Origin of the sequence: Dactylosporangium sp. NPDC000521 (genome assembly GCF_042898305.1) — a bacterium.
Taxonomy (GTDB): domain Bacteria; phylum Actinomycetota; class Actinomycetes; order Mycobacteriales; family Micromonosporaceae; genus Dactylosporangium.
This window is the reverse complement of sequence record NZ_JBIAYW010000026.1, coordinates 1-25,860: the sequence shown is the minus strand read 5'-3', so window position 1 is coordinate 25,860 and position 25,860 is coordinate 1. Positions and strand designations below refer to the sequence as shown.

20 protein-coding genes and 1 pseudogene are annotated in these 25,860 nt (G+C 72.4%); 5 read left to right on the top strand and 16 right to left on the bottom strand.

Going from position 1 to position 25,860, the window contains the following annotated elements:
- Nucleotides 1-21: 21 nt before the first annotated feature.
- Nucleotides 22-945: pseudogene (ligD, locus tag ACFY3L_RS46740) on the bottom strand (non-homologous end-joining DNA ligase); the annotation flags it as partial.
- Nucleotides 946-1,051: 106 nt separating this feature from the next.
- On the opposite strand from ligD, the gene ACFY3L_RS46735 reads away from it, so the two are divergent.
- Nucleotides 1,052-2,005 carry a Ku protein gene (locus ACFY3L_RS46735; RefSeq protein WP_389340008.1) on the top strand — a complete coding sequence of 318 codons (954 nt, stop codon included), beginning with the start codon at nucleotides 1,052-1,054 and terminating at the stop codon, nucleotides 2,003-2,005.
- Here the strand turns inward: ACFY3L_RS46735 and ACFY3L_RS46730 are convergent.
- The 5 genes from ACFY3L_RS46730 to ACFY3L_RS46710 form a co-directional block, all read right to left on the bottom strand.
- On the bottom strand, nucleotides 2,002-2,469 hold the full coding sequence (locus tag ACFY3L_RS46730; RefSeq protein ID WP_389340006.1) for a hypothetical protein: 468 nt from the start codon (nucleotides 2,467-2,469) through the stop codon (nucleotides 2,002-2,004). The genes ACFY3L_RS46735 and ACFY3L_RS46730 overlap by 4 nt on opposite strands.
- A complete protein-coding gene (locus tag ACFY3L_RS46725; RefSeq protein ID WP_389340004.1) occupies nucleotides 2,466-4,103 on the bottom strand; it encodes a fatty acid--CoA ligase in 1,638 nt (545 codons plus the stop codon). Before ACFY3L_RS46725 ends, ACFY3L_RS46730 begins: the two co-directional genes overlap by 4 nt.
- Nucleotides 4,104-4,175: 72 nt before the next feature.
- Entirely contained in the window at nucleotides 4,176-5,729 is a 1,554-nt protein-coding gene (locus ACFY3L_RS46720; protein ID WP_389340002.1) for an MDR family MFS transporter, read from the bottom strand.
- Entirely contained in the window at nucleotides 5,726-6,211 is a 486-nt protein-coding gene (locus tag ACFY3L_RS46715) for a MarR family winged helix-turn-helix transcriptional regulator (protein WP_389340000.1), read from the bottom strand. Before ACFY3L_RS46715 ends, ACFY3L_RS46720 begins: the two co-directional genes overlap by 4 nt.
- Nucleotides 6,212-6,472: 261 nt before the next feature.
- On the bottom strand, nucleotides 6,473-6,862 hold the full coding sequence (locus ACFY3L_RS46710) for a GntR family transcriptional regulator (RefSeq protein ID WP_389339998.1): 390 nt from the start codon (nucleotides 6,860-6,862) through the stop codon (nucleotides 6,473-6,475).
- Between the two features lie 206 nt (nucleotides 6,863-7,068).
- Here ACFY3L_RS46710 and ACFY3L_RS46705 point away from each other — a divergent pair, with 206 nt between their 5' ends.
- Entirely contained in the window at nucleotides 7,069-7,314 is a 246-nt protein-coding gene (locus tag ACFY3L_RS46705) for a hypothetical protein (RefSeq protein WP_389339996.1), read from the top strand.
- A gap of 644 nt (nucleotides 7,315-7,958) precedes the next feature.
- Here the strand turns inward: ACFY3L_RS46705 and ACFY3L_RS46700 are convergent.
- Nucleotides 7,959-9,530, bottom strand: a complete 1,572-nt coding sequence (locus tag ACFY3L_RS46700) for a hypothetical protein (protein WP_389339994.1) — start codon at nucleotides 9,528-9,530, stop codon at nucleotides 7,959-7,961.
- 237 nt (nucleotides 9,531-9,767) lie between these two features.
- On the opposite strand from ACFY3L_RS46700, the gene ACFY3L_RS46695 reads away from it, so the two are divergent.
- Nucleotides 9,768-10,601, top strand: a complete 834-nt coding sequence (locus ACFY3L_RS46695) for a stage 0 sporulation family protein (protein WP_389339992.1) — start codon at nucleotides 9,768-9,770, stop codon at nucleotides 10,599-10,601.
- 128 nt (nucleotides 10,602-10,729) lie between these two features.
- On the opposite strand, the gene ACFY3L_RS46690 is transcribed toward ACFY3L_RS46695, so the two are convergent.
- The gene (locus tag ACFY3L_RS46690) at nucleotides 10,730-13,045 is read right to left on the bottom strand and encodes a cellulase family glycosylhydrolase (protein ID WP_389339990.1); all 2,316 of its coding nucleotides are present in this window, start codon (nucleotides 13,043-13,045) and stop codon (nucleotides 10,730-10,732) included.
- 185 nt (nucleotides 13,046-13,230) lie between these two features.
- Here ACFY3L_RS46690 and ACFY3L_RS46685 point away from each other — a divergent pair, with 185 nt between their 5' ends.
- Nucleotides 13,231-13,827 (top strand): response regulator, encoded by a 597-nt coding sequence (locus tag ACFY3L_RS46685; protein WP_389339988.1) that lies wholly within the window; start codon nucleotides 13,231-13,233, stop codon nucleotides 13,825-13,827.
- 129 nt (nucleotides 13,828-13,956) lie between these two features.
- On the top strand, nucleotides 13,957-14,577 hold the full coding sequence (locus tag ACFY3L_RS46680; protein ID WP_389339986.1) for a LuxR C-terminal-related transcriptional regulator: 621 nt from the start codon (nucleotides 13,957-13,959) through the stop codon (nucleotides 14,575-14,577).
- On the opposite strand, the gene ACFY3L_RS46675 is transcribed toward ACFY3L_RS46680, so the two are convergent.
- The 8 genes from ACFY3L_RS46675 to ACFY3L_RS46640 all read right to left on the bottom strand — a co-directional run bounded on the left by ACFY3L_RS46675 (nucleotide 14,549) and on the right by ACFY3L_RS46640 (nucleotide 25,748).
- Complete coding sequence (locus ACFY3L_RS46675; protein ID WP_389339984.1) at nucleotides 14,549-16,216, bottom strand: cellulose binding domain-containing protein; 1,668 nt, start codon at nucleotides 16,214-16,216, stop codon at nucleotides 14,549-14,551. The two genes, ACFY3L_RS46680 and ACFY3L_RS46675, sit on opposite strands and share 29 nt — an antisense overlap.
- Before the next feature lie 129 nt (nucleotides 16,217-16,345).
- Nucleotides 16,346-18,682, bottom strand: a complete 2,337-nt coding sequence (locus ACFY3L_RS46670; protein ID WP_389339982.1) for a putative bifunctional diguanylate cyclase/phosphodiesterase — start codon at nucleotides 18,680-18,682, stop codon at nucleotides 16,346-16,348.
- A gap of 373 nt (nucleotides 18,683-19,055) precedes the next feature.
- On the bottom strand, nucleotides 19,056-19,502 hold the full coding sequence (locus ACFY3L_RS46665) for a hypothetical protein (protein WP_389339980.1): 447 nt from the start codon (nucleotides 19,500-19,502) through the stop codon (nucleotides 19,056-19,058).
- Nucleotides 19,499-20,866, bottom strand: a complete 1,368-nt coding sequence (locus ACFY3L_RS46660) for an O-antigen ligase family protein (RefSeq protein ID WP_389339978.1) — start codon at nucleotides 20,864-20,866, stop codon at nucleotides 19,499-19,501. Before ACFY3L_RS46660 ends, ACFY3L_RS46665 begins: the two co-directional genes overlap by 4 nt.
- Before the next feature lie 249 nt (nucleotides 20,867-21,115).
- On the bottom strand, nucleotides 21,116-22,564 hold the full coding sequence (locus ACFY3L_RS46655) for a hypothetical protein (protein WP_389339977.1): 1,449 nt from the start codon (nucleotides 22,562-22,564) through the stop codon (nucleotides 21,116-21,118).
- A 27-nt stretch (nucleotides 22,565-22,591) separates the two neighbouring features.
- Nucleotides 22,592-23,320 (bottom strand): SDR family NAD(P)-dependent oxidoreductase, encoded by a 729-nt coding sequence (locus tag ACFY3L_RS46650; RefSeq protein ID WP_389339975.1) that lies wholly within the window; start codon nucleotides 23,318-23,320, stop codon nucleotides 22,592-22,594.
- Nucleotides 23,317-24,474 carry a mandelate racemase/muconate lactonizing enzyme family protein gene (locus ACFY3L_RS46645; RefSeq protein ID WP_389339973.1) on the bottom strand — a complete coding sequence of 386 codons (1,158 nt, stop codon included), beginning with the start codon at nucleotides 24,472-24,474 and terminating at the stop codon, nucleotides 23,317-23,319. Before ACFY3L_RS46645 ends, ACFY3L_RS46650 begins: the two co-directional genes overlap by 4 nt.
- On the bottom strand, nucleotides 24,471-25,748 hold the full coding sequence (locus tag ACFY3L_RS46640; protein WP_389339971.1) for an ABC transporter substrate-binding protein: 1,278 nt from the start codon (nucleotides 25,746-25,748) through the stop codon (nucleotides 24,471-24,473). Before ACFY3L_RS46640 ends, ACFY3L_RS46645 begins: the two co-directional genes overlap by 4 nt.
- Between the last annotated feature and the right edge of the window lie 112 nt (nucleotides 25,749-25,860).

Here is a 25,860-nt window from a genome sequence, read left to right as displayed (position 1 = left end):
CGAGGAAGCGGCAGCGGCGGCGACGTCCGCGGGGGTGAGGTCGGGCCGCAGGCGCAGGAAGCGCGGGAAGCGGAGCCGGCCGTCGCGCGTGCGGTGGCTGAACTTCACCTCCACCACCAGCGTCGGCGTGACCCAGGTCGCGCCGCGGGCGTCCTCGCGGGGCACGGCGCCCGCGAAGGGCGGCTGCGGCACCGCCAGGTCACGCAGCGCGTCCAGCAGGGCACGCTCGGCCGCGTTGGAGATCCCCCCGCCGACCCGGCCGCTGAAGGCGAGCAGGCCACCGGCCACCGGGACCCCGACGAGCAGGGCGCCGAGGGCACGCTTGCCGGGCCGCCAGCCGCCGACGACGAACTCGCAGCTCTCCTCCAGCTTGACCTTCACCCAGTCCGGCGAGCGGAGGCCGGGCAGGTAGTGCGAGCCGGCCCGCTTCGCCACCACGCCTTCGAGGGCGTTGTCGCGGCTGGCGGCGACGGTCGCCGGGCCGTCGTCGAAGCACGGCGGGACCACGGCGCGCGACCCCAGCGCGAGTCCTTCGAGGATGCGGCGGCGGCTGGTGTACGGCGCGGCGAGCACGTCCTTGCCGGCGGCCCGCAGCACGTCGAAGGCCAGGTAGGACACGGGCAGGGCGGCCGCCAGCCGCGCGGCCCGGGCCGGCTCGCGGACGTGCATCCGCTCGGCCAGCAGCTGGAAGGACGGCCGGCCGGCCTCGTCCATGGTGACGACCTCGCCGTCGAGGATGGTGTCGTCGAGGCCCGCGCCGATCGCCGCGAGCTCCGGATAGGCGGCGGTCACCTCGACCCCGCTGCGCGCGTAGAGACGGGTGACGCCGGCGGTGACGACCGCGATCGCCCGGATGCCGTCCCACTTGAACTCATACGACCAGCCCGGCCCGGTCGGAAGCGGGCCGGTGGAGGCGAGCATCGGTGCCGGTGGGCCGGTCCGCATCACCCCACGATAGTTGGCCGCCGACTTCCTCGCGTGGAGGTCGATTCGATGGGAAGCTGGTATTTCGAGGTCAACTCGGCCAACTCGCAGCGGAAAGGGATCACCGATGCGCGCGATCTGGAAAGGCGCGGTCTCCTTCGGGCTCGTGTCGATCGCCGTCCGCCTGTATTCGGCGACGGAGGAGAAGGACATCCGCTTCAACCAGGTGCACCGCGACGACGGCGGCCGGATCAAGTACAAGCGGGTGTGCTCGATCGACGGCGAGGAGGTCGCGTACGACGACATCGCCAAGGGGTACGACCTCGGCGGCGGCGAGATGGTGATCCTCACCGACGAGGACTTCGCCGACCTGCCGCTGACCACGAGCAGGGCGATCGAGGTGCTGGAGTTCGTGCCGGCCGAGCAGGTCGACCCGATCCTCTACAACAAGGCGTACTACCTGGAGCCGGACAAGACGGCCGCGAAGCCCTACGCGCTGCTGCGCGACGCGCTCACCAACACCGAGCGGGTCGCGATCGTCAAGGTCGCGCTGCGGCAGCGGGAGCAGCTGGCGACGCTGCGGGTCCGGGAGGACGTGCTGGTCCTCAACACGATGCTGTGGCCCGACGAGATCCGGGCGGCGAAGTTCGACATCCTCGACGAGGACGTGTCGGCGCGCCCGGCGGAGCTGGCGATGGCCGGCTCCCTGATCGAGTCGATGGCCGCGGACTTCGACCCGTCGACGTACACGGACAACTACCGCGAGGCGCTGCAGGAGGTCATCGACGCGAAGGTGGCCGGCCGCGAGGTCGTCCAGCCGGAGGAGACCGAGGAGGCGCCGGCCGCGGCGGTCGACCTGATGGCGGCGCTGCGGGCCTCCGTGGAGCGGGCGAAGGCGGCCCGCGGCGAGACCGCACCGGCCCCCGCGAAGAAGGCCGTGAAGAAGGCCGCCGCCGCGAAGGACGACGACGTGGCCGAGGCGACCCCGATCAAGCGCACCCCGGCGAAGAAGGCACCCGCGGCGAAGAAGGCGACGCCCGCGAAGAAGGTCACCCCGGCGAAGGCGAGGAAGTCCGCCTAGCCGGTGGTGCGGGTGAAGTAGACCGTCGCGGTCGCCTTGTCGAGCAGCAGGTCGGTGCCGTCGACCCGCAGCCAGGCGGCGTCGGCGGGGGCGAAGGGGCGGAGGTCCTCCGGTACATCCGGAGCCTTCGCCGCCGTGGTCGCCGGCAGCGCCTGGGCCCGCTCCGCGGTCAGCACCGCGAACCCGTCCATCGTGTAGTCCATCGGCCCGATCTCCGGGCAGGACCGCGCCCGGGCCTCGTGCTCCTGCCAGTGGACCTGCTGGATCGGCGCGAGCTGCGGCCACTGCTGCTCGATGCGGGTCTTCGAGGTGATGATCCCCGTCTTCGTGGGACCGTCGAGGTCGTCGCAGCCGGCGAGCCCCGGCACCAGGTCACCCAGTGCCAGGACCACGCCACAGACCGCGATCACGCAGGCGAGGACGGCGCCGGAGACGATCAGCGCGATCTTCGCCGTACGGTTCACCCGTTGATCTGTACCACCTCGAGGCCACCGCCGGCATAGTCGGCCCGGACGCGCTTCTTGTCGAACTTGCCGACGCTCGTCTTCGGCACCGCCTCGATGAACGACCAGCGCTCCGGCAGCTGCCACCGCGCCACCTTGTCGGCGAGGAAGTCGCGCAGCGTCCCGGCGTCGGCGCTCGCACCCTCCTTGAGCACGATCGTGGCCAGGGGACGCTCGCCCCACTTGTTGTCCGGTACACCCACGACACACGCCTCGAGAACGGCGGGGTGCGCCATGAGCGCGTTCTCCAGGTCGACGGAGCTGATCCACTCGCCGCCGGACTTGATCACGTCCTTGGCACGGTCGGTGAGGGTGAGGTAGCCGTTGGGCGAGAGGGTGCCGACGTCGCCGGTGCGCAGCCAGCCGTCCTCGAACTTGTCGGGGTCGGGGCCGTCCTCGCCGATGTACTGCGCGGTGATCCACGGCCCGCGGACCTGCAGCTCCCCCACGGCCTTGCCGTCGTTCGGCATGACCTCCCCGGCGGGCCCGACGATGCGGCCCTCGACACCGGCCGGGATCCTGCCCTGGGTGTACCGGTAGGCCCACGCCTCTTCGCCGCCGACGCCGGCGGGCTCCCGGGCGACCGAGCCGAGCGGCGACATCTCCGTCATGCCCCAGGCGTGGATGACCTCGATGCCGTGCCGCTCGGAGAACGCGTGCATCAGCGCCGGCGGGCAGGCCGAGCCGCCGATGACGACCTCCTTGAGCGAGGAGGTGTCGGTCGGGTTGGCGTCCAGGTAGGCGAGCAGGTCGGTGAAGATCGTCGGCACGGCGCCGGCGAACGTCGGCTTCTCCGTGGCGATCATCTGCGCGAGCGGGGCCGCCTGCAGGAAGCGGTCGGGCATGATCAGCGAGGCGCCGCTCATCATCGCCGCGTACGGCAGGCCCCACGCCATCGCGTGGAACATCGGCACGATGCACAGGTCGCGCACCTTCGGCCCGAGGCCGAAGCTCTCCGCCATGCAGACCTCCATCGAGTGGAGGTAGATGGAGCGGTGCGAGTAGGCGACGCCCTTCGGGTTGCCCGTGGTGCCGCTGGTGTAGCAGAGCGCGGCGGCGTCGTGCTCGTCGACGGCGGGCCACTCGTACGTGTCGGGCTTGCCGTCCAGCAGCGCGTCCCAGCGGTGGACCTCGACGCCGTCCTTGCTCAACTTCGAGGCGTCGCCGTCGCCGACGACCACGATGTGACGGATCGTGGTCAGGTGCGGCAGCACGTTGGCGAGCAGCGGGATCAGCGTCGAGTCGACGATGACGACCCGGTCCTCGGCGTGGTTGGCGATGTAGGTCAGCTGCTCGGGGAAGAGCCGCAGGTTGAGTGTGTGCAGCACCGCGCCCATGCTCGGCACGGCCAGGTACGCGATCAGATGCTCGGCGTTGTTCCACATGAGCGTGCCGACGCGCTCGTCGCCGGTGACCCCGAGGTCGTCGTGGAGGGCGTGGGCGAGGCGGGCGGCCTGGCGGCCGACCTCCGCGTATGACGTGTGCCTGCCGTCGGCGCCGGTCCAGGTGATCACCTCGGAGTCGCCGTGGACGGTGGCCCCGTGCTGCAGAATTCGGGAGATCAGAAGGGGTGTCTGCATCATCGTGCTGCGCATGTACTGCACGCTAATGTGCGGTGGCTCACAACGGAACCCCGGAGCTACTGGCGAGTAGCTCCGGGGTCGCTGTCAGAACGCCGCTGCCTTGGCCTCCATGTCGGCCGCGGCTTCCTCGCTGTTGGTCTGCTGCGGCGCCCCGCCCTGCAGCGGCTTGTCCGGCAGCGCGATGGCGATCACCGTGCCGACGAACGCGACGACGGCCGCGGCGAGGAACACCGGGTGCAGCGCGTTGACGAACACGTGCTCGACGAATTCGAGCTGCTGCGCCGGCAGCTTCCGCACCTCGGCCGGCGAGTTGATCGACACGCCCTTCATGCCGCTCATCTGCGCCGACAGCTTGTTGTTCATGAGCGCGCCGAGCGCGGCGACGCCGACCGAGCCGCCCAGCGACCGGAAGAACGTGGCGGCGCTCGTGCCGGCGCCCATGTCGCGCAGGTCGAGCGCGTTCTGCACGGCGAGGATGAGCGGCTGCATGGCCATGCCGAGGCCGACGCCGATCACGGTCATGTAGATGAACGCCTGCCACAGCGGCGTGCCGACCTGCAGCGTCGTGAACAGCAGCAGCCCCGAGCCCATGATCACGGTGCCGGCGACCGGGAACCACTTGTACCGGCCGATCCCGCTGATGACCCGCCCGGCGACGATCGAGGTCACGATGACGCCCGCCATCATCGGCAGCATCAGCAGGCCCGAACGCGTCGGCGAAGCGCCCTTGACGATCTGCAGGTACAGCGGGACATAGATGATCGAGCCGAACATCGCGAACCCGAGGATGAAGGTCGCGGTGTTGGCGAGGGTGAACGTCGCCCGCTTGAACAGGCGCAGCGGCAGGATCGGCTCCTCGGCGCGGCCCTCGGCGACGATGAACAGCGCGGTCAGCACCGCACCGGCGGCCAACAGCCCGAGGATGGTGGGCGAGCCCCACGCGTGCTCGTTGCCGCCCCACGACAGCGCGAGCAGCCAGGCGCTGACCGCCGCGACCATGAGCGTGGCGCCCAGGTAGTCGATCTTGTGGTCCCGCCGGGTGTGCGGGACGAGGCGCAGCACCCGGCTGCACACGAACAGCGCGAACACGCCCAGCGGCACGTTGATGTAGAAGATCCAGCGCCAGTCCGTCTCGGCGAAGTAGCCGCCGACGAGCGGGCCGGCCACCGAGGAGATGCCGAACACGGCGCCGAAGAGTCCCTGGTACCGGGCGCGCTCCCGCGGCGCGACGACGTCGGACACGATGGTGAACGCGAGCGTCATGAGACCACCGGCGCCAACGCCCTGCAGGGCGCGCGTGGCGATCAGCTGGGTCATGTCCTGCGACAGGCCGGCCAGCAGCGAGCCGACCAGGAACGTCAAGATCGCGAACAGCAGGACCGGGCGACGGCCGTACAGGTCGCTGATCTTGCCGTACAGCGGGGTCGACGCGGTCGAGGCGAGCAGGTATGCCGTCACGACCCACGAGTAGTGGTCGAGCCCGCCGAGGTCACCGACGATGGTCGGCAGCGCGGTGCCCACGATGGTCTGGTCGAGCGCGGCGAGCAGCATCCCGGTCATGAGGCCACCCATCAGCAGCATGATCTGCCGATGGGCGAGTTGCGGCCGGGCCTGTTCCGGCGGCGCGACGGTGGTCATCGAGCGTCCCTTTCGGAGCTTGTCCCTGGCAGCTTCTCGGCCAGCGTCTGGTTCAGTTGCGTGAAAAGGGCGGCGAAGATCTGCCGCTCCTCGGGCGTCCACCCGGCGAGCAGCTCCTGCCACATGGCGAGCCAACGGGCCCGGTTCTCCGCGAACACGTCCCGGCCGAGGTCGGTGACCTCCACCAGGCTGGCGCGGCGGTCGGTCGGGTCCGTCGCGCGACGCACCAGCCCCGCCGCCTCCAGCGCGCCGACCTGCCGGCTGACCGTGGACAGGTCCAGCGCGACCTCGGTGGCGAGCGCCGACATCCGGAACGGCCCGTCGACCGCGATCCGGCTCAGCAGCACGTACGCGGGGCGCTCCAGTCCACGGCCCGCGTCACTCCACTTGAGCGTGGCGAACAACCGCTCGGAGAGGCGGATGAACCGCCCCACCTGCCGCCCGATGGCGGCGTGTTCGGCCAGCCCGGCGTCGTCGTCCACGGATCCCCGCCCCTGCGTCGCGATACTTGCTTGCCACAAGCATCGGTTCGCGGGCCGAGGTTCACCAACTTATTAACGGGTGATCCGCGTTACGGCCGGATTTGCTTTCGTCGCCGGTTTCGGCTATTCGCGACCTTCGACCGTTTGCGGCTTTCGGCCCGCTTGCGACCTTCGGCCATTTCACGGCTTTTCGGCTATTCGCGTCTTTGGGCCATTCGCGGTCTTTGGCCGTTTCGCGGCTTTGGCGACTCGCGGCTTCGGCTATTCGCGACCGAACTCGAAGCGGTCCGCGGGGAACGACTTGTCGCCGACGACCAGGACGGGCACGCCGTCGCCGAGGCCGTGCTCCTTCTTCTCCTGCGGGGTGGGCATGCGGGCCCAGAGAACCTCGCCCTGGTGCAGCCAGATCCGCTCCCGCGGCGCATTGGACCGCACACGGCTGCGGTAGCCGCGCTTGCTCTCCACAAGCCCCTCACCGCGCAGGTACGCCATGGCGTCGCGAATCGTGTCGCGGCCGACGTCGTACTCCTCGGCGAGGTACTTCTCCGAGGGCAGCAGGCTTCCGGGAGCCATCTCACCGCTGTTGATCTTCTGACGGATCGCGTCCGCGACCTGCAGATACAGAGCCAGGCCCGAACTGCGGGAGATCATGAACGCGACCATATGAAGGTCTATCGGCCGGACATGTTGTGGCCTTATGGCCACTCGGCTACACTCTGAGCCAGGCGCGGGGCCGGGCTGGGCGGTCCGGTTCCGTGCCACCAGCAGGGGTGCGGCGTCGTACCACGACGCTGCGAGCCGCGCGGCGCCGCACCCCACTTCATGTCCGTAGCGCAGCTGACCGACCGGAGCCGGCCATGGACGACGACGATCTCTTCCCCATCGTCACCCTCGACCTGCGCGCCATCCGCGCCGTCCTCACCGAGGACGAAGGCGACCTGATCCTCCTGGTCGACGACGGCGACGTGCAGATCGAGTTCAACTCCGGCCTCTGCGGCACCTGGGAGCAGGCCATCCTGGGCGCTGAACGCGTCGCCACCGCCGCCACCGACTTCGCCGCCGCGCTCCGCCGCCTCCACGCTCCCACCACCCTCGCCGCCTGACCCACCCGGTGCTGTTCATGCAGCGGACCGGTCGTCCGGAGCTCCGAATTACCGATCCGCCGCAGAAGAAACCGCGCCCTCCGCCCAACCCGTGATCCAAGGACAGCCGTGGCCGCCCAAACGACCACCACACGACTTCGATCACAGCCACGACCCAACGCTTCGCCCACCACCCCCACACCACCCCACCCCGCCCGTGATCCAAGGACAGCCGTGACCGCCCAAACGACCACCACACGACTTCGATCACGGGAAGGAGAGTGCGGGCGGGACGCGCTTCCGGATCACGGGCAGCAAGGCGAGACCGGCCGGCTCGCGTGATGGTGCGGCGATGGGCGCACGGCAGATGCTGCGCGCGGGCGCGAAGCCACGATTCCGCGCCGCGGACACGCAGCCAGCACAACGCGCAGGCGGTGCGAGCACAGCGCGCGGGCACGAAGCCACCACCCCGCACCGCGGGCGCGAAGCCAGCACAGCGCGAAGCGAGCGCAGCGCGCAGGCACAGCGCGCAGGCGGTGCGGGTGAGAGTCCTCGCGGAACCCGCTACGCAGCGGTGGGGCGGAAGGTCAGTACAGACAGCGCCGCCCGGGCAGCGGGCTCGCTGGGGAAGAAGCGAGCGACGCTGCACGGGCGGCGAAGGGGTCTCAGGCGGCCCTGCGGCGCGCCAGGATCTGCAGAAGTCGACCGCCCACGATGAGGAGGACGCCGCCGCCGAGCATCAGGGCCACGTTGTTGCCGGTGACCGGGAGGCCGCCGCCGGCGCTGCCGCCGCCGGAGCCGCCACCGTTGCTGCCGCCGTAGCCGTCGTCGTCATCGTCGTCGTCGGGGCCGTAGCCGCCGGAGCCGCCGCCGGGGCTCTTGGTGGGGGTGCCGGGCGCCTTGGGGGCCGCGGCGGCCGCCTCAAGGGTGCAGATGCCCAGGTCGATGAGGGCGGTCTTGTCGGCCGGGCCGGAGTCGCCGTGGCCGTACCCGCCGCTGGACTTCCAGGTGTTGCGGGCGATCAGCTGGACGCGGACGGAGGCGGCCTTGGCGTAGACGCCGGTGGAGCTGAACTGCTTCTCGACCACGCCGAGCTCGACCCGCAGGACGACCACGCCACGCTTCGACGGAGCCGTGCTCTCGGTCGAGGCGGCGGGGGCAGCCGGGGAAGCGGAGCCGAGCAGGCCGCCCACGACGGGAAGGCCGGGCAGGCCGCCGAGCAGGCTGTTGAGGTCGGCGCCGGGCAGGACGGCCGTGGCGCCGCCGACCACGCCGGAGACCGTGGAGGTGATGCCGGTCAGCAGGTCGAGCAGCGGGATGCCGGCCAGGAGCGGCAGGCCTTCGGCGCGGGCCAGGTCGGCGGCGGCCTCGGCGCTCGCGGCGTCGACGGGCACGACCACGTCGACGTGGGACCCCGCGGACGAGACGCGGACCGGGGCCTGGCCGGGGATGGTGACCTCGAGGACCGGGGCGGTGTAGTCGACCGTCTTCTTGCCGCCGGCGAGGACGCGCAGGGTCGGCGGGCTGACGACCCGGACGCCGATGGCGGTGGGGCCGTTGTCGAGCAGCTTGAAGTCGGCGATGCCGCCGGTGGCCGTGGCGGAGGCGGCCGGGCGGCTGCCCGAGGAGTCGACGCCCGCGACCGTGGCGCTCTCGACGGCGTTGATGCGCAGCAGCGCGCGGCCGTTGCGGCCCGGCAGGACGGTGATGCCGGCGAGCTTCGCCTCACCGGCGGCCCGCGGGCCGTCGGCGGTGCTGCAGCGGCCGGCGTTCTTCCAGGACGCCTGGGCGCGCAGGCCGCCGGTGCCGAGCCGCAGGGCGCCGAGGTCGACGCCGGCGACGTTCACGACGTCGGGCTGGTCGTGGGTCGGGGGCGCCTGCTGGTACGCCCTGGGCCCGAGCACCCCCGCGGGCAGGTCGCCGCTGCTGCGCAGGTAGCGGGCGTCGGCGGCGGCGCGCAGGCTCCCGCCGGCGATGCCGGAGTGGGTGGTGGCGACGCGGAGCTCGGGCAGGACCGTGCCGGACAGGCCGGCGGCGCGCAGATCGACGCGGCCCAGGGCGAGCGTGTTGCTGGCGGCGGTGGCACCGAAGCCCTCTGGGCAGGCCGCGTCGGCCGGTGCCGCAGCCGCGGGCGCCGCGAACGCGACCGGGCTCAGCGCTCCGACGATCGCCGTTGCGGCGAGGGCGGTGAGGGTCCGGGCTGTTTTTGGGCGTGCGGAAGCAACAGGAGACGTCATGCTTGAGGTCCTCCGAGACCGGGAGTACGGGGGTAGCTCGCCGGGGGGCGTGCCACTGCTGCCCCCAACGAGCCCTTTCCGGCTGGAGTTACGGCCCAGTTTGCGGGCTCATCCGCACTAGTAACGACGAAGTAGTTGGAATAGCTACGGAGCCCCCCTAAAGAGTCAAAATGGACTTTTGACCGAGAAAGCCGCAGGCCATATGGAACTGGCAGCGGGCCGCGTTACTGTGCACCCATGGGCATGCTGTGCGCGGTGAGCTTCAATCGCTACGGGCGGCTGTTCTACTTCGACCCCGGCGAGTTCCGCCCGGAAGTGGGCGACCGGGTGCTGGTCCCGACCGACGACGGACCCGAGGTCGCGGAGTGCGTCTGGGCCGCACAGTGGGTCAGCGAGGAGACCGAGGGCTTCCCACGGCTGGTCGCCATGGCCGGCGACGCCGACCTGCGCCGCGACGAGCTGCTGCGCAAGCGCAAGGCCGAGGCGAAGGTCGCCGCGAAGAAGCTGATCCGCGATCACGAGCTGCCGATGAAGGTCGTCGCAGTGGACCACGTGCTGGACAGCACCGGCGGGCAGGGCGCGCGGACCACGATCTATTTCACCGCACCTCATCGGGTGGACTTCCGTTCGCTGGTGCGGGACCTGGGCGCCACCCTGCACTGCCGGGTGGAGCTCCGGCAGCTGTCCGCCCGCGACTCTGCCCGCGTCCAGGGCGGCATCGGCTCGTGCGGGCGCGACCTGTGCTGCGCCACGTTCCTCAACGACTTCGAGCCGGTGACCATCCGGATGGCGAAGGACCAGGACCTGCCGCTCAACCCGTTGCGCATCTCCGGCGCCTGCGGGCGGTTGATGTGCTGCCTCAAGTACGAGCATCCTTTGTACCAGCAGTTCCAGGCCACCGCGCCGGCCGTCGGCACGCGGGTGTCCACGCCGTCGGGCGAGGGCCGGGTCGTCGGGCACAGCGTGCCGCGCGACTCCGTCACCGTGCGGATGGACGCCGACGGGTCCCGCTGCTCGTGCAGCCGCGCCTCCGTGTGTGGCTCGCGTCAGGCGTACGAAGAGCGCTACTGAACCGTCACGGTGCCGGAGCGGCCGCCGCGAACAGTCGGCCGGGCAGTGACGGCAGGGCGTCCAGCGGACCGGTGCCCGCGGGCGGGCGACGCGAAGGCCGCGCCGCCCGCCCGTGGTGAGGTCGCACGTCAGGCCGGGACGACGCCCCAGGCGAGGGAGCCGCCGATGAACGCCGGCACGGTGGCCGCGTCCGCGAGGGACGTGCCCGCCCCGCGGCTGTAGTCGTTGGCCTCGTTGACCTGCTGCCAGTCGGTGCGGCTGACCCGCAGCTGGATCTCGCCGCTGTTGCCGCCGGGCGCCACGCTGCCACCGGTGAAGGTGACCTCGATGTACGCGTCGGCGCCGTTGACCGCCGACGGCAGGTTCACGACCCGGGTCGCGAGGTTGCCGCAGCCGACGGCGGCCCAGTCGCACCAGATGGCGTAGGTGCCGCCGTCACGGGTGAAGTAGTAGCGGACCGCGACGGTGTTCAGCGCGAGCGGCGCGGTGCCGCCGTTGACGACCTGGAGGCCGGGCTTGATCTCCTGGTCGTTGGTCGGGACGCTGTTGTTGCGGTACTGCACCCGCACCACCCCGGTCGGGTTGGCGGCGGTCCTGCCGGTAACCGCGGCGGAGACCGCCGAGGCGTTGCCGGCCGCGTCGACGGCCCGCACGGTGTAGCTGTACGTGGTGTTCGCCGTCAGCCCGGTGTCCGTGAAGGTCAGGGAGGCGGTGTTCCCGATCTTGGCGCCGTCGCGGAGGACGTCGTACCCGGCGACGCTGCCGCTGTTGTCCGTCGAGGCGTTCCACGCCAGCGAGACGCTGCTGGTCGTGGTGCCGGTGACGGCCAGCCCGCCCGGCACCGACGGCGGGGTGGTGTCGACCGGCGTGGTCGACGTGGTGGCGGTGCGGGCGGCCGACGCCGCGGACACGTTCCCGGCCGCGTCGAAGGCCCGCACGGTGTAGCTGTACGTGGTGCCCGGCGTCAGGCCGGTGTCCGTGAAGGACGCGCTGGCCGAGGTGCCGACCTTGGTGGCGCCGCGGTAGACGTCGTACCCGGCGACGGAGCCGCTGTTGTCGGTGGACGCGGTCCAGGTCAGCGAGACGCTGGTGCCGGTGGTGCCGGCGACGGTGAGCCCGGTCGGCACCGACGGCGCGACGGTGTCGCTGACGCCGCCGTAGCGGTCGTTGAGGCTCATGCCGCCGGCGCCGAGCTTGACGTTGTGGTCGAGGCCGACGAACTTGTTCTGGTAGGACCACAGGGCGGGCTTCAGCATCGCGTACTTGGCCTCGTCCCACGTCTTCCAGTCGTCCAGCAGCAGGCCGCCGGTGTCGCCGGAGTTGGGGTTGAGCACCCAGAAGGTCTGGCTGATGCGCTTCTCGATGATGGTGTCGCGCAGGGCGTACATCCACTTGTCCTGGCGGGCGTCCTGGCCGAGCCGGCCGCCCCACTCGCCGACCAGCAGCGGCGCGGTGTTGTCGGTGTGGATGTAGAGCCAGTTGGGCTGCCACACGTCGGCGGTCAGCGACGCCTTGTCGAACGACTTCTGGAACCACGGCTGCTCGAAGACCAGCGGGCCGTAGTCGTGCGGCGAGTAGACGATGTGGTTGCCCAGGCTGACCGGGTAGTTCTTGACGCCGCGCAGGTTGCCGCCCCACCAGTTGCCGTAGTAGTCGGCCTCGGCGGTCGAGGTCCAGTTGGTGCCGTTCTTCGGGAAGATCTCGATGCCCTCGCAGAGGATGAGCATGTTGGGGTTCTTCGCGAGGATCCGGTTGCCGGCGACCTGGCAGGTGTTCTTGAAGTTGTCCTGGTCGGTGGAGTTGTCCCACTTCGCCCGCGGCGACTCCGACCACTTGCCGTGCGGCTCGTTCTTGATGTCGGCCGCGACCAGGGTGTCGTTCGTCTTGTACCGGTCGATCACCCATTCCCAGCCCTGGTAGAACAGCTCGGGCGTGATCGAGCCCTTCCACCAGACCGGGTAGATGTGGCCGGAGTTGTCGGCCTCGGCGGAGTGCACGTCGAGCATCACCTTGATGCCGAACTGCTGGCACAGCTGCAGGAAGTAGTCGAAGACCTGCAGCGTGGTCTTGCCGACCAGCTCGGGGTTGGCGTAGGTGTTGACGCCGCTGGGCACGGCGGCCTGGCCGGCCTTCCACTCCAGCAGCAGCTGGGTCGAGATCGGCACCCGGACGATGTTGATGCCGCGGTCGGCCATCGACCTGGTGATCTCGGTGATGTTGCCGCTCCACAGGCCGTGGAAGACGCGCTCGGTGGCGTTGAAGCCGAACCAGTTGGTGCCGGTCAGCCAGACCTCGTTGCCCTGGCTGTCGACGATCTTGTTGCCGGCGGTGTGCAGCCAGTCCGCGGTGTCGGCGGCGGTGGCGGGGCTCGACGACACGAACGGCGCGAGCGGGACGAGCAGCGCGGCCGCGGCGGCGGCCAGCAACCTGCGATGGAGGCGCATGCTGACGTTCCTTCCAGATGGCGGTCCAGAACAAGCGGGAGCACCCCCACGAGGTGGCGGCACGCGTGGGAGCGCTCCCGGTGACGGGTAGCGTAAGCATGTCGGCACCGTCGCGAAACAATGGCGAACATCGTTGGCACGCTTGTCCCGCGGCACGCCGGGACCCGCGCAAGGAGGTCCCGGCATTGACCACTGTCCTCATCGCCGACGACAACAGCGTGGTCAGGGCGGTCATCAGGGAGATGCTCACCGGTGACATCACCGTCGTCGCGGAGGCGGCCAACGGTGCCGAGGCGCTCGAGCTGGCCCGCCGGCACCGGCCCGACGTGACGCTGCTCGACCACCGCATGCCGGTCCGCGACGGGCTGTCGGTCGTCGGGGCGATCAGCACGCACAGCCGGGTGCTGATGCTGACCCGCAGCGCCGACGACCGCACGGTGCTGGACGCCGTGCGCTCCGGCGCGATCGGGTTCCTGGTGCACGGCCAGTTCGGCCCGGCGGAGCTGCTGCACGCGGTCCGGGCCGTCGCCGCCGGTGAGTCGCACCTGTCGCCGAGCGCCGCGCGGGTGCTGGTCGCCGCCGTGCGCCAGGCGCCGCCGCGGCACGGGCTGTCGCAGCGCGAGGCGGAGGTGATGGACCTGATCGCCCGCGGACTGTCCAATGGGGACATCGCCGCGACCCTGGTCCTTTCGTCGAAGACGGTCGAGAACCATGTGAACCGCATCTTCGCCAAGCTCGGCGTCACCAGCCGGGCCGGCGCGATCCGGCGCTGGGACACCTGAGTTTCGGGCTCGCCGCACCCAAATCCGTTGGGTGTGAACCGCTTCCGCAGCTGCCGACCAGGGCGGACGCGCCCGGCGAGAGTTTCGGGAAACGTTGCCAACCCGGCCCGCCCGTGGTGTCGTGGCGGCATGCGGGTCCTGGTCATCAGCTCCACCGGTAACAGCCTCGCCGAGCTGCTGCGCCCGTGCGCCGGCACGCTGGACGTGCGCCCGCTGCTGCACGTGCTCAACGGCGGGCGGATCGACGCCGACCTCGTCGTGCTGCATACGCACGCGCCGATCCGCGAGCTGACCGCGCTCGCCACGCTGCCGCCGCCGCGCCCGCCGGTGCTGGTGGTCGCCTTCGCGGTGGTGCCCGGCGACGTGGTGCCGATGCTGCGGGCCGGCGCGCGCAGCCTGCTGGTCGAGGGCCAGTACACGCGGGCGGACCTGCTCGACGCGGCCCGCGCGACCGCCGACGGGCACAGCCGGCTCTCACCGGTGCCACTGTCCATCGTGGTCGACCACGTGCAGCACCGCACCGCCGACCGGGCACCGGCGCTGCTGCACCAGCCGCTGACCCGCCGCGAGCACGAGATCATGGAGCTGATCGCGGCCGGCGAGCCCAACGCGGCCATCGCCGTGCGCCTCGACCTGGCGGAGAAGACGGTCCGCAACCGGGTCAGCCAGATCTACCTGAAGCTGCGCGTCAACAACCGCACCGAGGCGATCGTGCAGTGGCTCAGCCGCACCGAACGCCGTTCAGGGTGAAGACGGTCGGCGCCGGGTTGGCCCCCTGCCACGTGCCCTGCAGCCCGAACGTGACCGTGCCGCCCGCGGGCACGGTCGGCTTGACCCCACCGTCCTCGACGACGACCGCCGCGCCCGTCTGGGTCGCGATCGCGCCCCAGTAGCTGATCAGCTGCTGACCCGACGAGTACTCGAACCGCAGCGACCAGCCGTCGATCGTCCGCGTGCCGGTGTTGGTGAGGACCACGTCCGCGACGAAGCCCGGGTTCCATTCATTGCGTTTGGAGTAACGCACTCTGCAGGCGTTTGCGGCGTCGGTACCGGTAGATCCCCCGACGCCCGGCGGAGGTAGGGGGCCGGACGTGCCGCTCACGGACGGTTTCGGGGTCTTCGGCGAGGCCGGAGCGGCGGTCGGCGACGCCACCGCCGCCGACCGGGACGGCGCACCGCCCGGCGACCCGGACGTCTGTCCATTGGGGAAGGACGGGCCGGCACCCGCGGGCAGCGCCCCGGCGGACGGCCCGCCGACGCCGGCCGGAAGCCCGGCGGCGCCGCGCGGCGGGTTCGCCGCTCCCCCGGTGAAGGGCAGGACCAGCGCCACCGGCAGGGCCGCCGCGGCAGCGCCGACGAGCAGCCGCAGCCGGCGCGACGGCGGCGCCGCGAGCGGCGCGGGCTCGGCGGGGACGACCGCGGTGACCCGGCTGCCGCCGCCGGGCCGGGACCACACGGTCAGCGTCCCGCCGCACAGCCGGGCCCGCTCCTGCATGCCGACGAGGCCGTGGCTGCCGGCCCGCTGCAGCACGCTCAGGTCGTCGGGCACGGCGAAGCCGGTGCCGTCGTCGCGGACCTCCAGGGTCACCTCGCCGCCGGCCCGGGTCAGCGTCACCGCGACCAGCTCCGCCCCCGCGTGCGCGGCGACGTTGCGCAGCGCCTCGCGCAGGATCCAGCACAGCTCGATGCCGACCTCGGGGGCGGCGTCGACGTCGGCGTTGTGCAGGATGACACCGACGCCGCTGGTCACCGACCACTCCCGCCCGATCGCGGCGACGACGTCCGACAGCGGCGCGTCGGCCGGGTTGGACCGCAGCTCGTCGATGAGCACCCGGGCGTCGCGGGCCGCGTCGAGCGAGCCGTCGCGCAGCGTCGCCGCCAGCCGGCTGGCCCGGTCGGGCTCGGCGAGCGTGCCCGGCAGCGCGGCCGCACCGAGGGCGATCGCGTCGAGCGTCTTGCTCAGCGAGTCGTGCATCTCCCGGGCGAGCCGGGCGCGCTCGGCGGCCGCGGCGGCGGCCCGCGCCTCGATCCGCATCCGCTCGCCGCGCGCGGTCCACGCCCGCCGCACCCGCATGGCGAGCACCGGCAGCAGCCCGGCGGCGGCGACGGCCGCGACAGCGACGGCCGGGTGCGGCTCCGGCCCGGCGGCCGCGGCGCCGCCCGTACCACCGCCGGAGCCGGAGCCCGGAAGCAGCCACACCAGCAGAAGCGCCGCCGGCAGCCAGATCGCCGTGGCGGCGAGGCCGAGCAGGGTGCCCCCGGCGGCGGCGGCCACCGCCAAGGGAAGCATCGCGAGTGCCCCGGGGAAGGCACCGGTCACCCCGAGCACGACCGCCCCCGCGGCGGCGAGGAGTGCGACGGCCGCACGAAGACGCACTGAGTCACGCATGGTGCGACGAGTATCACTCGCAGCGCGGCAACCCGCTACTGTCCCGTGGGAGCGCTGTCAGGCGCGCGGCACGGCCGCTGTCACGCGCGCGGCACGGCCGCTGTCACGCGCGCGGCACGGCCGCCGCTGTCAGGCGCGCGGCGCGGCCGCCGGGAGCTGGCGCTCCAGGTCGGCGGCGGGGACGGGGCCGGAGAAGTAGATGCCCTGGGCCTTCTCGCAGCCCAGCAGCGTCAGCTCGCGCGCCTGGGCCTCGCTCTCGACCCCCTCGGCGACGGTGTCCAGGTGCAGCATCTGCCCGAGCCGCAGCACCGCCTGCGCGACCGCGGAGCCCTTCGACGTGCCGTCGAGCTCCGCGACGAAGCAGCTGTCGAGCTTGAGCGCGTCGACCGGCAGGCGGGTCAGGTAGCGCAGCGACGAGTACCCGGTGCCGAAGTCGTCCAGCGCGACCCGGATCCCGGCCGTGGTCAGCCCCTCCAGCTGCGCGATCGGGCCGGCCTCAGCGGTGTGTCCGCCGCCCACGGCGGACGCGGTCGGGGCGGCCTCAGCGGTGTGTCCGCCGCCCTCGGCGGAGCCGCCGGCGACCGCGCTCTCCGGCACCTCCAGGACCAGGTGACCGGGGAAGAACCCGGTCCGGTCGAGGATCTCCAGCACCTCGCGGGTGAAGCCCTGGTTGTCCAGCTGGCGGGGCGAGATGTTGACGTTGAGCTGCAGCGACGGCACCCGCCGCTGCCACGCCTTCGCCTGCGCGCAGGCCTGCTCCAGCACCCAGCGGCCCAGGTCCTCGATCAGGTCGGCGCGCTCGGCGAGCGGCACGAACGTCTCCGGGACGAGCAGCCCGTGCCTGGGGTGCTCCCAGCGGACGAGCGCCTCCACGCCGGCGATCTCGCGGTGCGGGAGGGCGACGATCGGCTGGTACAGCAGCCGCAGCTGCCCACCGGCGATCGCGCCGCGCAGCTCGTGCTCCAGCGACAGCTCGGCCTCGTCGCTCAGGCTGCGGTCCCAGCACTGCCAGCGGGTGCCGCCGTCGCGCCGCTTCGCCTGCTGCATGGCGAGGTCGGCGCGGTGCAGCAGCTCATCGGTCGTGCATTCGCCGGGGGCGCCGACCGCGACGCCGATGCTCACCGACGCGCGCGGCGTCTGGTCGCCGAACGGCTGCTCCGCCGCGGCCGCGATCCGCCTGGCGACGGCGACGGCGTGGTCGACCCGGTCGATGTCGTGCAGCACGACGGCGAACTCGTCGCCGCCGAGCCGGCCGACCAGGTCGCCGCCGAGCACGCTGCGGCGCATCAACTCGCCGAACTCGACCAGCAGCCGGTCGCCCGCCTCGTGCCCGAGGGCGTCGTTGACCTGTTTGAAGCCGTTCATGTCGAGCAGCAGCACGGCGGTGCTCCGGCCGGTCCGCTCGCCACGGGCGAGGGCGTGGCCGAGGACCTCGTGGACGCGGGACCGGTTCGCCAGGCCGGTGAGCCCGTCGGTGACCGCCATCTCGCGGCTCTCCTGCTGCACGAGCGCCTGGCGCAGCACGACCAGCCCGGTGATGCCGGACGCGCCGATGACGAGCCCGGCCCACGGGTACGCCTGCTCCTGCCGCACCGCGGCGAGGATCATCAACGCGTAGCCGACGCCGATCCCGGCGTACGGCAGCATCCTGGTCCGGCCGGCCCACGGCCCGCCGCGGTCGGCGGCCCGCCGGCTCGCCCGGCGGTTCTGCTCGACGGCGGCGGCCGCCAGCAGGAAGTGGGCCGTGCACCAGCAGACGAACTGCCAGGCGATCCGCTCGACCTGGCCGGCGTGGGCCTGCAGGTATCCGAGGTAGCCGTCGCCGGCGGTGTGGATGAGCATCCCGGCGGCCACGATGCCCAGCGGGCGGCGCGACGCCGGGTCGGCGCCGCGCAGGAGCACCTGGGTGAGCGCGAACAGCAGGGCGAGGTCGGCGGCGGGGCGGACGGCCGCCGCGACGACGGCGCCGGCGGAGGCGCCCTTCGCCACGAGGTACGGCCCGACCACGAAGTACCACATCGTCATGGCGGCGCCGGCGACGACCGTGGCCGCGTCGAGGATGTGCTTGTGGCGCTCGTTGCGGCTCGCGGCGTGCGACGGGAACGCCCGCACGGCGAACAGCAGCACCAGCACGAACGCCAGGTGCGCCGCGTCGCGGGGCGACGGGAAGGGCTCCGGGCCGGTGACGGTGAAGATGACCGGCACGCTCAGCGCGAGCCCGTAGCCGAAGGCCATGAAGCGCCAAGCGCGCCGGGTCCGCTCGTCGAGCCAGTCGTGGCGGGCCGCGCACACCGCGCAGACCAGGCCGATCGCGCCGGCCACGAGGCTGCCGGCGCCGGCGGGCGCGTCGATCGGGGCACCCCCGCTGCCGAGCGCGACGAGGACGCCGGCCAGGGTCAGCGCGTACAGGCCGCCGAGCACCCCGAGCGCGGCGGTCCACCGCCTCGTCCGCCGGTCAGCTCCCACCGCCCTGGCAACCTCCACCCGACACCGTCCTCAACCACCAATTCGGCGGCGGAGGGCCACGGCTGAGCCAAACGGCCCGCGTACCGCGGCGGCCACGACCACGGCCTCCAGCGGCAGCCGGCTCGGACACGGCCGCCGCCACGGATGGCCCGCCGCCACGGATGGCCGGCGCCACGGATGGCCGGCGCCACGGATGGCCGGCGCCCGCGGCCCGCGGGTGGATCGGCGACGCCTCGCAGCCTCCGGAGACGTCGCGCTCATGCGACCGCGGGCGTCGAGCAGGTCCCCCGTTCCCGTCCTGCTCGACGCCCCGTCATGTGGCCCGGCCTGGCCTTCGGGCGCGCCGGCCCCGGAAGACCGGCGCGCCCTCGCGTCAGGACTGGACGTTGACGATCTCGCGGCCCGTGTTGGCGTAGAAGTACTGGTAGTAGGGGTTGCGGACCTGGATCTCGCCGATGGCGTACGCGACGCCCGGCTTGAACGGCGCCGGCGACGCCGTCACCGGGATCTTGACCTTCTGGGTGGAGCCGGTGCAGGTGGCCTCGGCGGTGTGGTTGCTGCCGCCCGTGGTGATGTTGCCGACGGCCTGCGTGACGCTGGCGTACGCGCTGAAGTACCAGCCGGCCGGGCACGAGACGTTCAGGGTCACGACTGTTGCCGCGCCCTTCGCCTTCAGCTGGGCCTGCTTGGCGATCTTCACGGTCCCGGTGCCGGGCGACTCGGACTGCAGGTTGACCGCGGCGCCGGCCGGGACGGCGAACGCGAGCACCCCGCCGACCGCGAGCGCGGCGACGCCGAGCTTGGACCTGGTGACCTTCATGGTGTTACCTCCCCGTTGGGTGATGGTGCGGACTCTTCGCCGTGGGAGGGCCCCGCGATGCCCACCAGGACACCGACGAGCAGCGGAACGACCGCCAGCTCCCACAGGAAGTCAAAGGCGCTGTGCAGCGCGAGCGCGGCGATGGCGGCGACCGCCCCGGCCCACAGCGCGTCGGGCACGCCGGCCCGCCTGCCGGCGCGGACGTGCAGGATCAGGGCCGCGACGAACGCGAGCAGCAGCACGAGGCCGATCGCGCCCAGGTCGACGAGCCACTGCAGGTATTCGTTGTGGACCCACCGGCTGACGACCAGCTGTCCGGTGTGGTCGATCCAGAAGTACCGCCCCTGCCCAGGGCCGCTGCCGGCGACCGGGTGGGCGGCGACCAGGTCCAGCGCCGAGGACGTGGCCCCGGAGCGCCCCCGGGAGGCGAGGGTCGCCCGCCGGGCGAGCAGCGCGTCCAGCCCCGGCACGTGCCGCAGGCTCGGCAGCGCCGCGGCCGCCAGCACCGCGCCGGCCGCCAGCGGCACGAGGGCGTGCAGCCGCGGCAGGACCAGCGCCACCACGGCGCCGGCGACCAGGCCGCCGATCGCGAGCAGCGGCCGCGGCGACGCGTCCGCCGGGAACGACGGGACGAGCGACGCCAGGGCCACCGCCGCGCCCAGCAGGGCCGGAACGGCATGGCGGAGCACGGCTCGCGCACCGGCGGCGGCGGCGAGCACGACCAGCCCCGCGGCGAACGCGAGCGCACCCGCCCGGCTCAGTGTCGCGGCGAGCCCCACCTGCGTGAGGTAGACGGCGCAGGGCCGCCACCAGACGCCCGGATCGTCGATCGCCAGCGCCAGCGCCAGCAGCGCGGCGACCGCGAGGATCCCCGCCGCGGCGTTGGAGTAGGTCAGCGTGGACGCGGCGCGCCACAGCGTCGACTCGACCAGCACCGACCAGCGCTCCAGCCGCCACGCGACGCCGGCCCAGCCGGTCACCGCGACCAGCGTGCCGAGCCCGGCCAGGCCCGACATGAGCCACTGCCGGGCGGCCGGCCCCGTCAGGCGCACCGCCGCGAGCGCCCCGACGAGCGTGGCGAGGCTCGCCGCGACGGCGGCCACGACCGGCAGCCCGCCGCTCACGACGCCCCGCAGCAGCGCCCACGCGACGACGGCACCGGCGGTGCCGAGGATCGTGACGATCCCCGTGAGCAGGTCCCGGCGGGCGTGCAGCGCGAGGCCGAACGCGACCGCCGCCAGCACGGTCACCAGGATCCTGCCCGGCGGGTAGAAGCCGCCCTGGGCGACGACGCCGGCGGTCGCCGCGGCGACCAGAGCGATGTTGGACAGGACCGGATCCTGTTTGAGCACAAGCGATTCCACCAGCACAACCCTCCCCGTCAGGGCGCCTGTGCCGGAAACAGTATCGACGTCCGCGAAGATTCGCAGACTCCTATCCGATACAACCTTTTCGGCTGCTGAGGCGTTGCCGGGGCGGTGCAGGGCGCCGATCGCGACCCTGGCGGGTGGGCGCTCGCGCGCCGGCGCTGGCGGGTGGACGCTCGCGTGCGCTGGCGCTGGCGGGTGGACGCTCGCGCGCGCCGGCGCTGGCGGGTGGACGCTCGCGCGCTGTCAGACCTTCTCGATCCAGAACTGGATGGACTTCGGCGGCAGGGTCACCGCCAGGACCGGGCCGGTCTTGTCGCCGAGGCCGGCGTTGTACTGCGACGGCGTGTACTGCTGACCGTGGAAGGCCCTCGCCGAGCCGGTGTCCACGGTGTACGAGACGGATGCGGCGCCCCGGTTGGTGAGGGCGAAGACCAGCTTGCCCTGCGGTGTCTTCCAGGCCATGATCCGCTGGTCCTGGCGCACGGTGCCCTCGTCGACCTGGTGGCGCACGGAGTTCCACGGCAGGTACTGCACGAAGCCGGCGACGGCGTGCCAGTTCTGGCGGTTGTAGTCCCAGTGCCCCTTGGCGATGTTCGCGTACTTCGTGAAGTCGTTGTCGTCGTACGGGCGCCAGAAGCCGAGCGAGTAGCCGGCGGCCTCCGTGTTGTACGTGGGCTTGAGCGCGTGCAGCCAGAACCAGGTCGGCGAGTTCTGGAACGTCATCCAGTTCATGATGGACTGCGCGGTGTTGATCATCCGCCAGTCGCTGGTGCCGCCGGACAGGTACTCGAACTCGTTGTTGTAGACCGCCTTCCCGGCCGCGTTGCCGGTGAACGCGCCGGCGGTCAGCTGCTCGTTGCTGTCGGCGCCGATCCGGTGCCAGCTCCAGCCGTCCACATAGGACAGCGCGGTGGCGTCGGCGCGGATGAGCGCGCCGCCGCGGCCGTTCTGCCCGGCGTTGGAGTCGGCGTGGATGTGGATGTCCGGCCGGCGCGCCCTGATCTTCCCGGCGGCGACCTTGAACGCGGCGTAGTACTGCTCGTTGGAGTAGCCGCACGCCGAATACGCCAGGTTGGTCAGGTGCGGCTCGTTCTGCAGGCCCCACATCTTCACCGGGATCCCGTTCGCCTCCAGGTACTCGATGTCGCGCACGAGCGCGTCGCCGAACTGGTCCAGCGCCGCCGGCGTGGTCGAGGCGAGCGTGCCGCCGATGTAGCTGTTCGTGGACTTCCAGCCGGGCGCCGGCGACCAGTACTCGGCCGCGACGCCCTCGATCCCGGACTGCTGGATCAGCTCGCGGATCTCGGCCATCTGCTCGGGCCACCGGCCGACGATGTTCTTCCGGTCGGCGGTCAGGCCGCGCAGGTACAGGCCGAGGGCGAGCCGGCAGTAGCGGAACCCCCGGTCGGGGCGGACCTTCAGCATGTCCCGGTAGAGCCGGGTGCGCTCCTCGGCGACCAGGTCGTGCGGCACCGACGTGGTCGCCTCGGGCAGCCCGTTGTTGCCGGAGCCGATCGAGTCGAACTGCAGCTCGACGCCGAGCCCCCAGATCGTCTGGCGGGGCTGGTCGTGGCGGATGACGTAGTCGGCGGCGGCCGCGGATGCGGGCCGCGTGCGGGCGGCGGTGCCGAGGACGGCCCCGGCGCCGGCCGATGCGGCCAGGCCGAGGGTGGAGCGACGGGTGAGTGCCATGGCGGTGGACCTCCTCGTTCGAAGTTGCTAGTCGGGCTCCCGCAGGGGCGGAAGACCCAGGGCCTTGCGCGGGGCCGGACGGAGCAGGCTCGCCGCCTGTACCGCCGACGCGCCGCCGTCGAGCACGATCTCGGCCCCGGTCAGCAGGGCCGCGGCCGGTGAGACCACATAGGACACCGCGGCGGCGACGTCCTCGGGGGTGCCGAGACGGCCGAGGTGCGCCTCCCGCTGGCGTGTCTCGTCGCCCGGGTCGGTGAGCCGGGACTGCGTCGCGGGGGTGCGGATCCAGCCGGGCGCGATGCTCACGGCGCGGATGCCGTGGGCGGCGTAGTCGACGGCGAGCTGGCGGGTGAACGCGGTGAGCCCGGCCTTCGCCGCCGCGTACGCGGGCAGGCCCGGCGCGAACGCGTGCGCCAGCACCGACCCGATCGTGACGATCACGCCCTCGCCGCCGGCCATCATGCCGGGCAGGACCTGGCGGGCGCACAGGTAGGCGGATGTCAGGTTGGCGTCCAGGACCCGGTGCCAGTCGGCCGGCTCGGTGCGGTGCACGGGCGCGCCCTCGGTGAGGCCCGCGCACGTGACGAGCACGCCGGCGGCGCCCAGCCCGGCGAAGGCGCGCTCGACCTCCGCGGGGTCGGTGAGGTCGGCCTGCGCCCTGTCGATGCCGGCGACGTCATACCCGTCGGCCCGCAGGCGGGCCGCGACGGCCGAGCCGATGCCGCCCGCCGCCCCCGTCACGATCGCCAGTGTCATGCCCGGAACACCTCGTACTTCTCGATGAGCGACCCGTCGAGCGTCACGCCGAGCCCGGGCCCCCGCGGCACCGCCAGCGCACCGTCCACTAGAGACGGTTTCTCGACCGGGAGGTCGTCGCGCAGCGGGTTCGGCAGCCGGTTGTACTCGTAGATCGGCACGTTGGGGGTCGCGGCGGCGAACTGCAGCGCCGCGGCGAGCCCGACCGCCGAGCCGACGCCGTGCGGGGAGACGGTGACGTGGAAGGCGTCGCACAGCGCCGCGATCCGCCGCGCCTCGGTGATCCCGCCGGCCCGCGCCAGGTTGGGCATGACCACGTCGACGGCGCGGGCGAGCAGGAAGTCGCGGTACCCGTACCGGCTGAACTCGCTCTCACCGGTGACGACCGGGATCCGGACGGCGGCGCGCACCTCGGCGAGCCCGGCGACGTCGTCCGTCGCCAGGGGCTCCTCCAGCCACCGCACGCCGAGGCCGTCGAGCGCCTGGCCGAGCCGGATCGCGGTCTTCACGTCGTACGCGCAGTTGAGGTCGACGTGCAGCGCGGCCCGGCCGGCGAGGGCGTCGACGACCGCCGACGCGTGGGCGAGGTCGGTGGCCTCGCCGCGCCCGAGCTTCAGCTTCATCGCGCGGAAGCCCTCGTCGAGGAACGCGCGGGCGCGCTCGGCCGACTCGGCCACGTCCGGCAGGAACGGGATCGGGCTGGCGTAGACCGGGACCGTGTCGCGGACCGGCCCGCCGAGCAGCCGGTGGACGGGCAGCCCGGCGGCCTTGCCGCGCAGGTCCCACAGCGCCAGGTCGACGCCGCTGATCGCCTCCAGGTAGAACCCGCCGGTCCGGCCCGCCCCGGACTGCGCGCCGAACATCAGCTCCCACAGCGCCTCCGACGCGCCCGCGTCGCGACCGACGAGCATCGGCGCCAGCAGCGAGCCGACGATCGTCGCGGTCACCCGCGGCTCGGGCAGGCCGTAGCACTCGCCGATCCCCTCGAGGCCGTCGACCGTCCGGATCCGCACGAGGGTGGTGTACTGGCCGAGCCGCGGCAGGACCCGGTGGCTCGACGCGGGGGTCGTGAGCCAGTCCGGGACGGTGTCGTAGAGCGCGGCGAACGGCGCGGCGAGCGCGATGGCCTCGACGGAGGCGATGGTGAGAGTCATTTGATGAGGGCGTTCATCCGGTCACGGGCAGCCATGAGCGCGTCCTTCGGGGTCTTCTTGCCGATGAGGATGGCCTGGACCTCTTCGGCCAGGACCTTCTCCATCTGCGAGAACTGCGGGTAGATCCAGAACGGGCTGGCGCTGGAGTTGGCGCCGATCTGGCTGGTGAAGTCGGTGGCGAACTTGTCGTTGCGCACCTCGGGGGCGGCCTGGCCCGCGGTCGTGGTCGGCGGCAGGCCGGCCTTGGTGAACCACGGGATCGAGTAGCCGGTGTCGGTGGTGATCGTCCTGGCGAAGTTCGCGGCCGCGGCCGCGCCGGCGCCGTTGACGACCACGATGATCTGCCCCCAGGCGAGGTGCCGCGGCTTGTCGCCGGGCTTGGTGACCGGCCGGGCGACGGGGACCATCTTCGTCCCGAGGTCCTTGTCGGGTGAGGATTTCGTGACGGCGGCGCGGCCGCCGATGGCGTCCTCGTAGAAGGCGGTCTTGCCCTGGGACATGAGGGCGCGGGCGTCGACGCGGTTGACGTCGGGGGCGATGAGTTTCTGGTCGTAGAGCTTCTTGTACCAGGTGAGCGCCTCGACCGACGGGTCGTCGCCGATGACGACCTTGTTGTTCTCCACGATCGGGGAGCCGAACTCCCACAGCCACGGGATGATGTCCTTGAGCTGGTCGACCTTCGTCATGCCGGCCCACGGCACCACCCCGCCGCCGAGGCCCTTGACGGCGGTAAGCGCCGCCTCGAACTCGGCGATCGTCTTCGGGGCGCTCGTGACGCCGGCCTTCGTCAGCAGTTCGGTGTTGCTGATGAGCCCGATGCCGGCGGTGGTCCACGGCAGGCCGTACTGCACGCCCTTGGACTGGCCGAGCGCGAGCGGGGCGGCGGCGTAGTCCTGGCCGGCGGCGACGCTCTTGAGGTCCAGGAGCTTGCCGGTGGCGGCGAGGGTGGCGAGCCAGGCGACGTCGAGCTGGACCGCGCCGGTGAGCTGGCCGCCCTGCACCTGCAGCAGGACCTGGTTGAGGTAGTCGTTGTACGGGTACGACGGCGTGCTGATCTTCGTCCCGGCGTTGGCGGCGGCGTACTTGTCGATCGCCGCCTGCAGGGGCTCCTTCGTGACGGCCTCGTTGTAGGCCCAGCTGGTCAGCGGGAACTCCTTGACGCCGTCGTCCTTGAGACCTTCGGCGGGTGCGGCTTCCTTCGTGGCGGGGGCGCAGGCGGCGAGGACGGTGCCGAACGCGCCGAGCTTGAGCATGTTGCGGCGGCTGAGTGACATGGGGCGCTCCTGTGGGATTCAGCCCTTCACGGCGCCGGCGGTGAGGCCGGCGACCAGATAGCGCTGGAGGATGGTGAAGCCGATGACGACGGGGAGGGACACGACCAGGGAG

Excerpts from the sequence above, each read along its gene's own strand:
- ACFY3L_RS46735 (WP_389340008.1), top strand. The coding sequence starts at position 1,052 with ATGCGCGCGATCTGGAAAGGCGCGGTCTCCTTCGGGCTCGTGTCGATC.
- ACFY3L_RS46725 (WP_389340004.1), bottom strand. The coding sequence starts at position 4,103 with ATGCGCAGCACGATGATGCAGACACCCCTTCTGATCTCCCGAATTCTG.
- ACFY3L_RS46720 (WP_389340002.1), bottom strand. The coding sequence starts at position 5,729 with ATGACCACCGTCGCGCCGCCGGAACAGGCCCGGCCGCAACTCGCCCAT.
- ACFY3L_RS46710 (WP_389339998.1), bottom strand. The coding sequence starts at position 6,862 with ATGATCTCCCGCAGTTCGGGCCTGGCTCTGTATCTGCAGGTCGCGGAC.
- ACFY3L_RS46705 (WP_389339996.1), top strand. The coding sequence starts at position 7,069 with ATGGACGACGACGATCTCTTCCCCATCGTCACCCTCGACCTGCGCGCC.
- ACFY3L_RS46700 (WP_389339994.1), bottom strand. The coding sequence starts at position 9,530 with ATGACGTCTCCTGTTGCTTCCGCACGCCCAAAAACAGCCCGGACCCTC.
- ACFY3L_RS46695 (WP_389339992.1), top strand. The coding sequence starts at position 9,768 with ATGGGCATGCTGTGCGCGGTGAGCTTCAATCGCTACGGGCGGCTGTTC.
- ACFY3L_RS46690 (WP_389339990.1), bottom strand. The coding sequence starts at position 13,045 with ATGCGCCTCCATCGCAGGTTGCTGGCCGCCGCCGCGGCCGCGCTGCTC.
- ACFY3L_RS46680 (WP_389339986.1), top strand. The coding sequence starts at position 13,957 with ATGCGGGTCCTGGTCATCAGCTCCACCGGTAACAGCCTCGCCGAGCTG.
- ACFY3L_RS46675 (WP_389339984.1), bottom strand. The coding sequence starts at position 16,216 with ATGCGTGACTCAGTGCGTCTTCGTGCGGCCGTCGCACTCCTCGCCGCC.
- ACFY3L_RS46665 (WP_389339980.1), bottom strand. The coding sequence starts at position 19,502 with ATGAAGGTCACCAGGTCCAAGCTCGGCGTCGCCGCGCTCGCGGTCGGC.
- ACFY3L_RS46655 (WP_389339977.1), bottom strand. The coding sequence starts at position 22,564 with ATGGCACTCACCCGTCGCTCCACCCTCGGCCTGGCCGCATCGGCCGGC.
- ACFY3L_RS46650 (WP_389339975.1), bottom strand. The coding sequence starts at position 23,320 with ATGACACTGGCGATCGTGACGGGGGCGGCGGGCGGCATCGGCTCGGCC.
- ACFY3L_RS46645 (WP_389339973.1), bottom strand. The coding sequence starts at position 24,474 with ATGACTCTCACCATCGCCTCCGTCGAGGCCATCGCGCTCGCCGCGCCG.
- ACFY3L_RS46640 (WP_389339971.1), bottom strand. The coding sequence starts at position 25,748 with ATGTCACTCAGCCGCCGCAACATGCTCAAGCTCGGCGCGTTCGGCACC.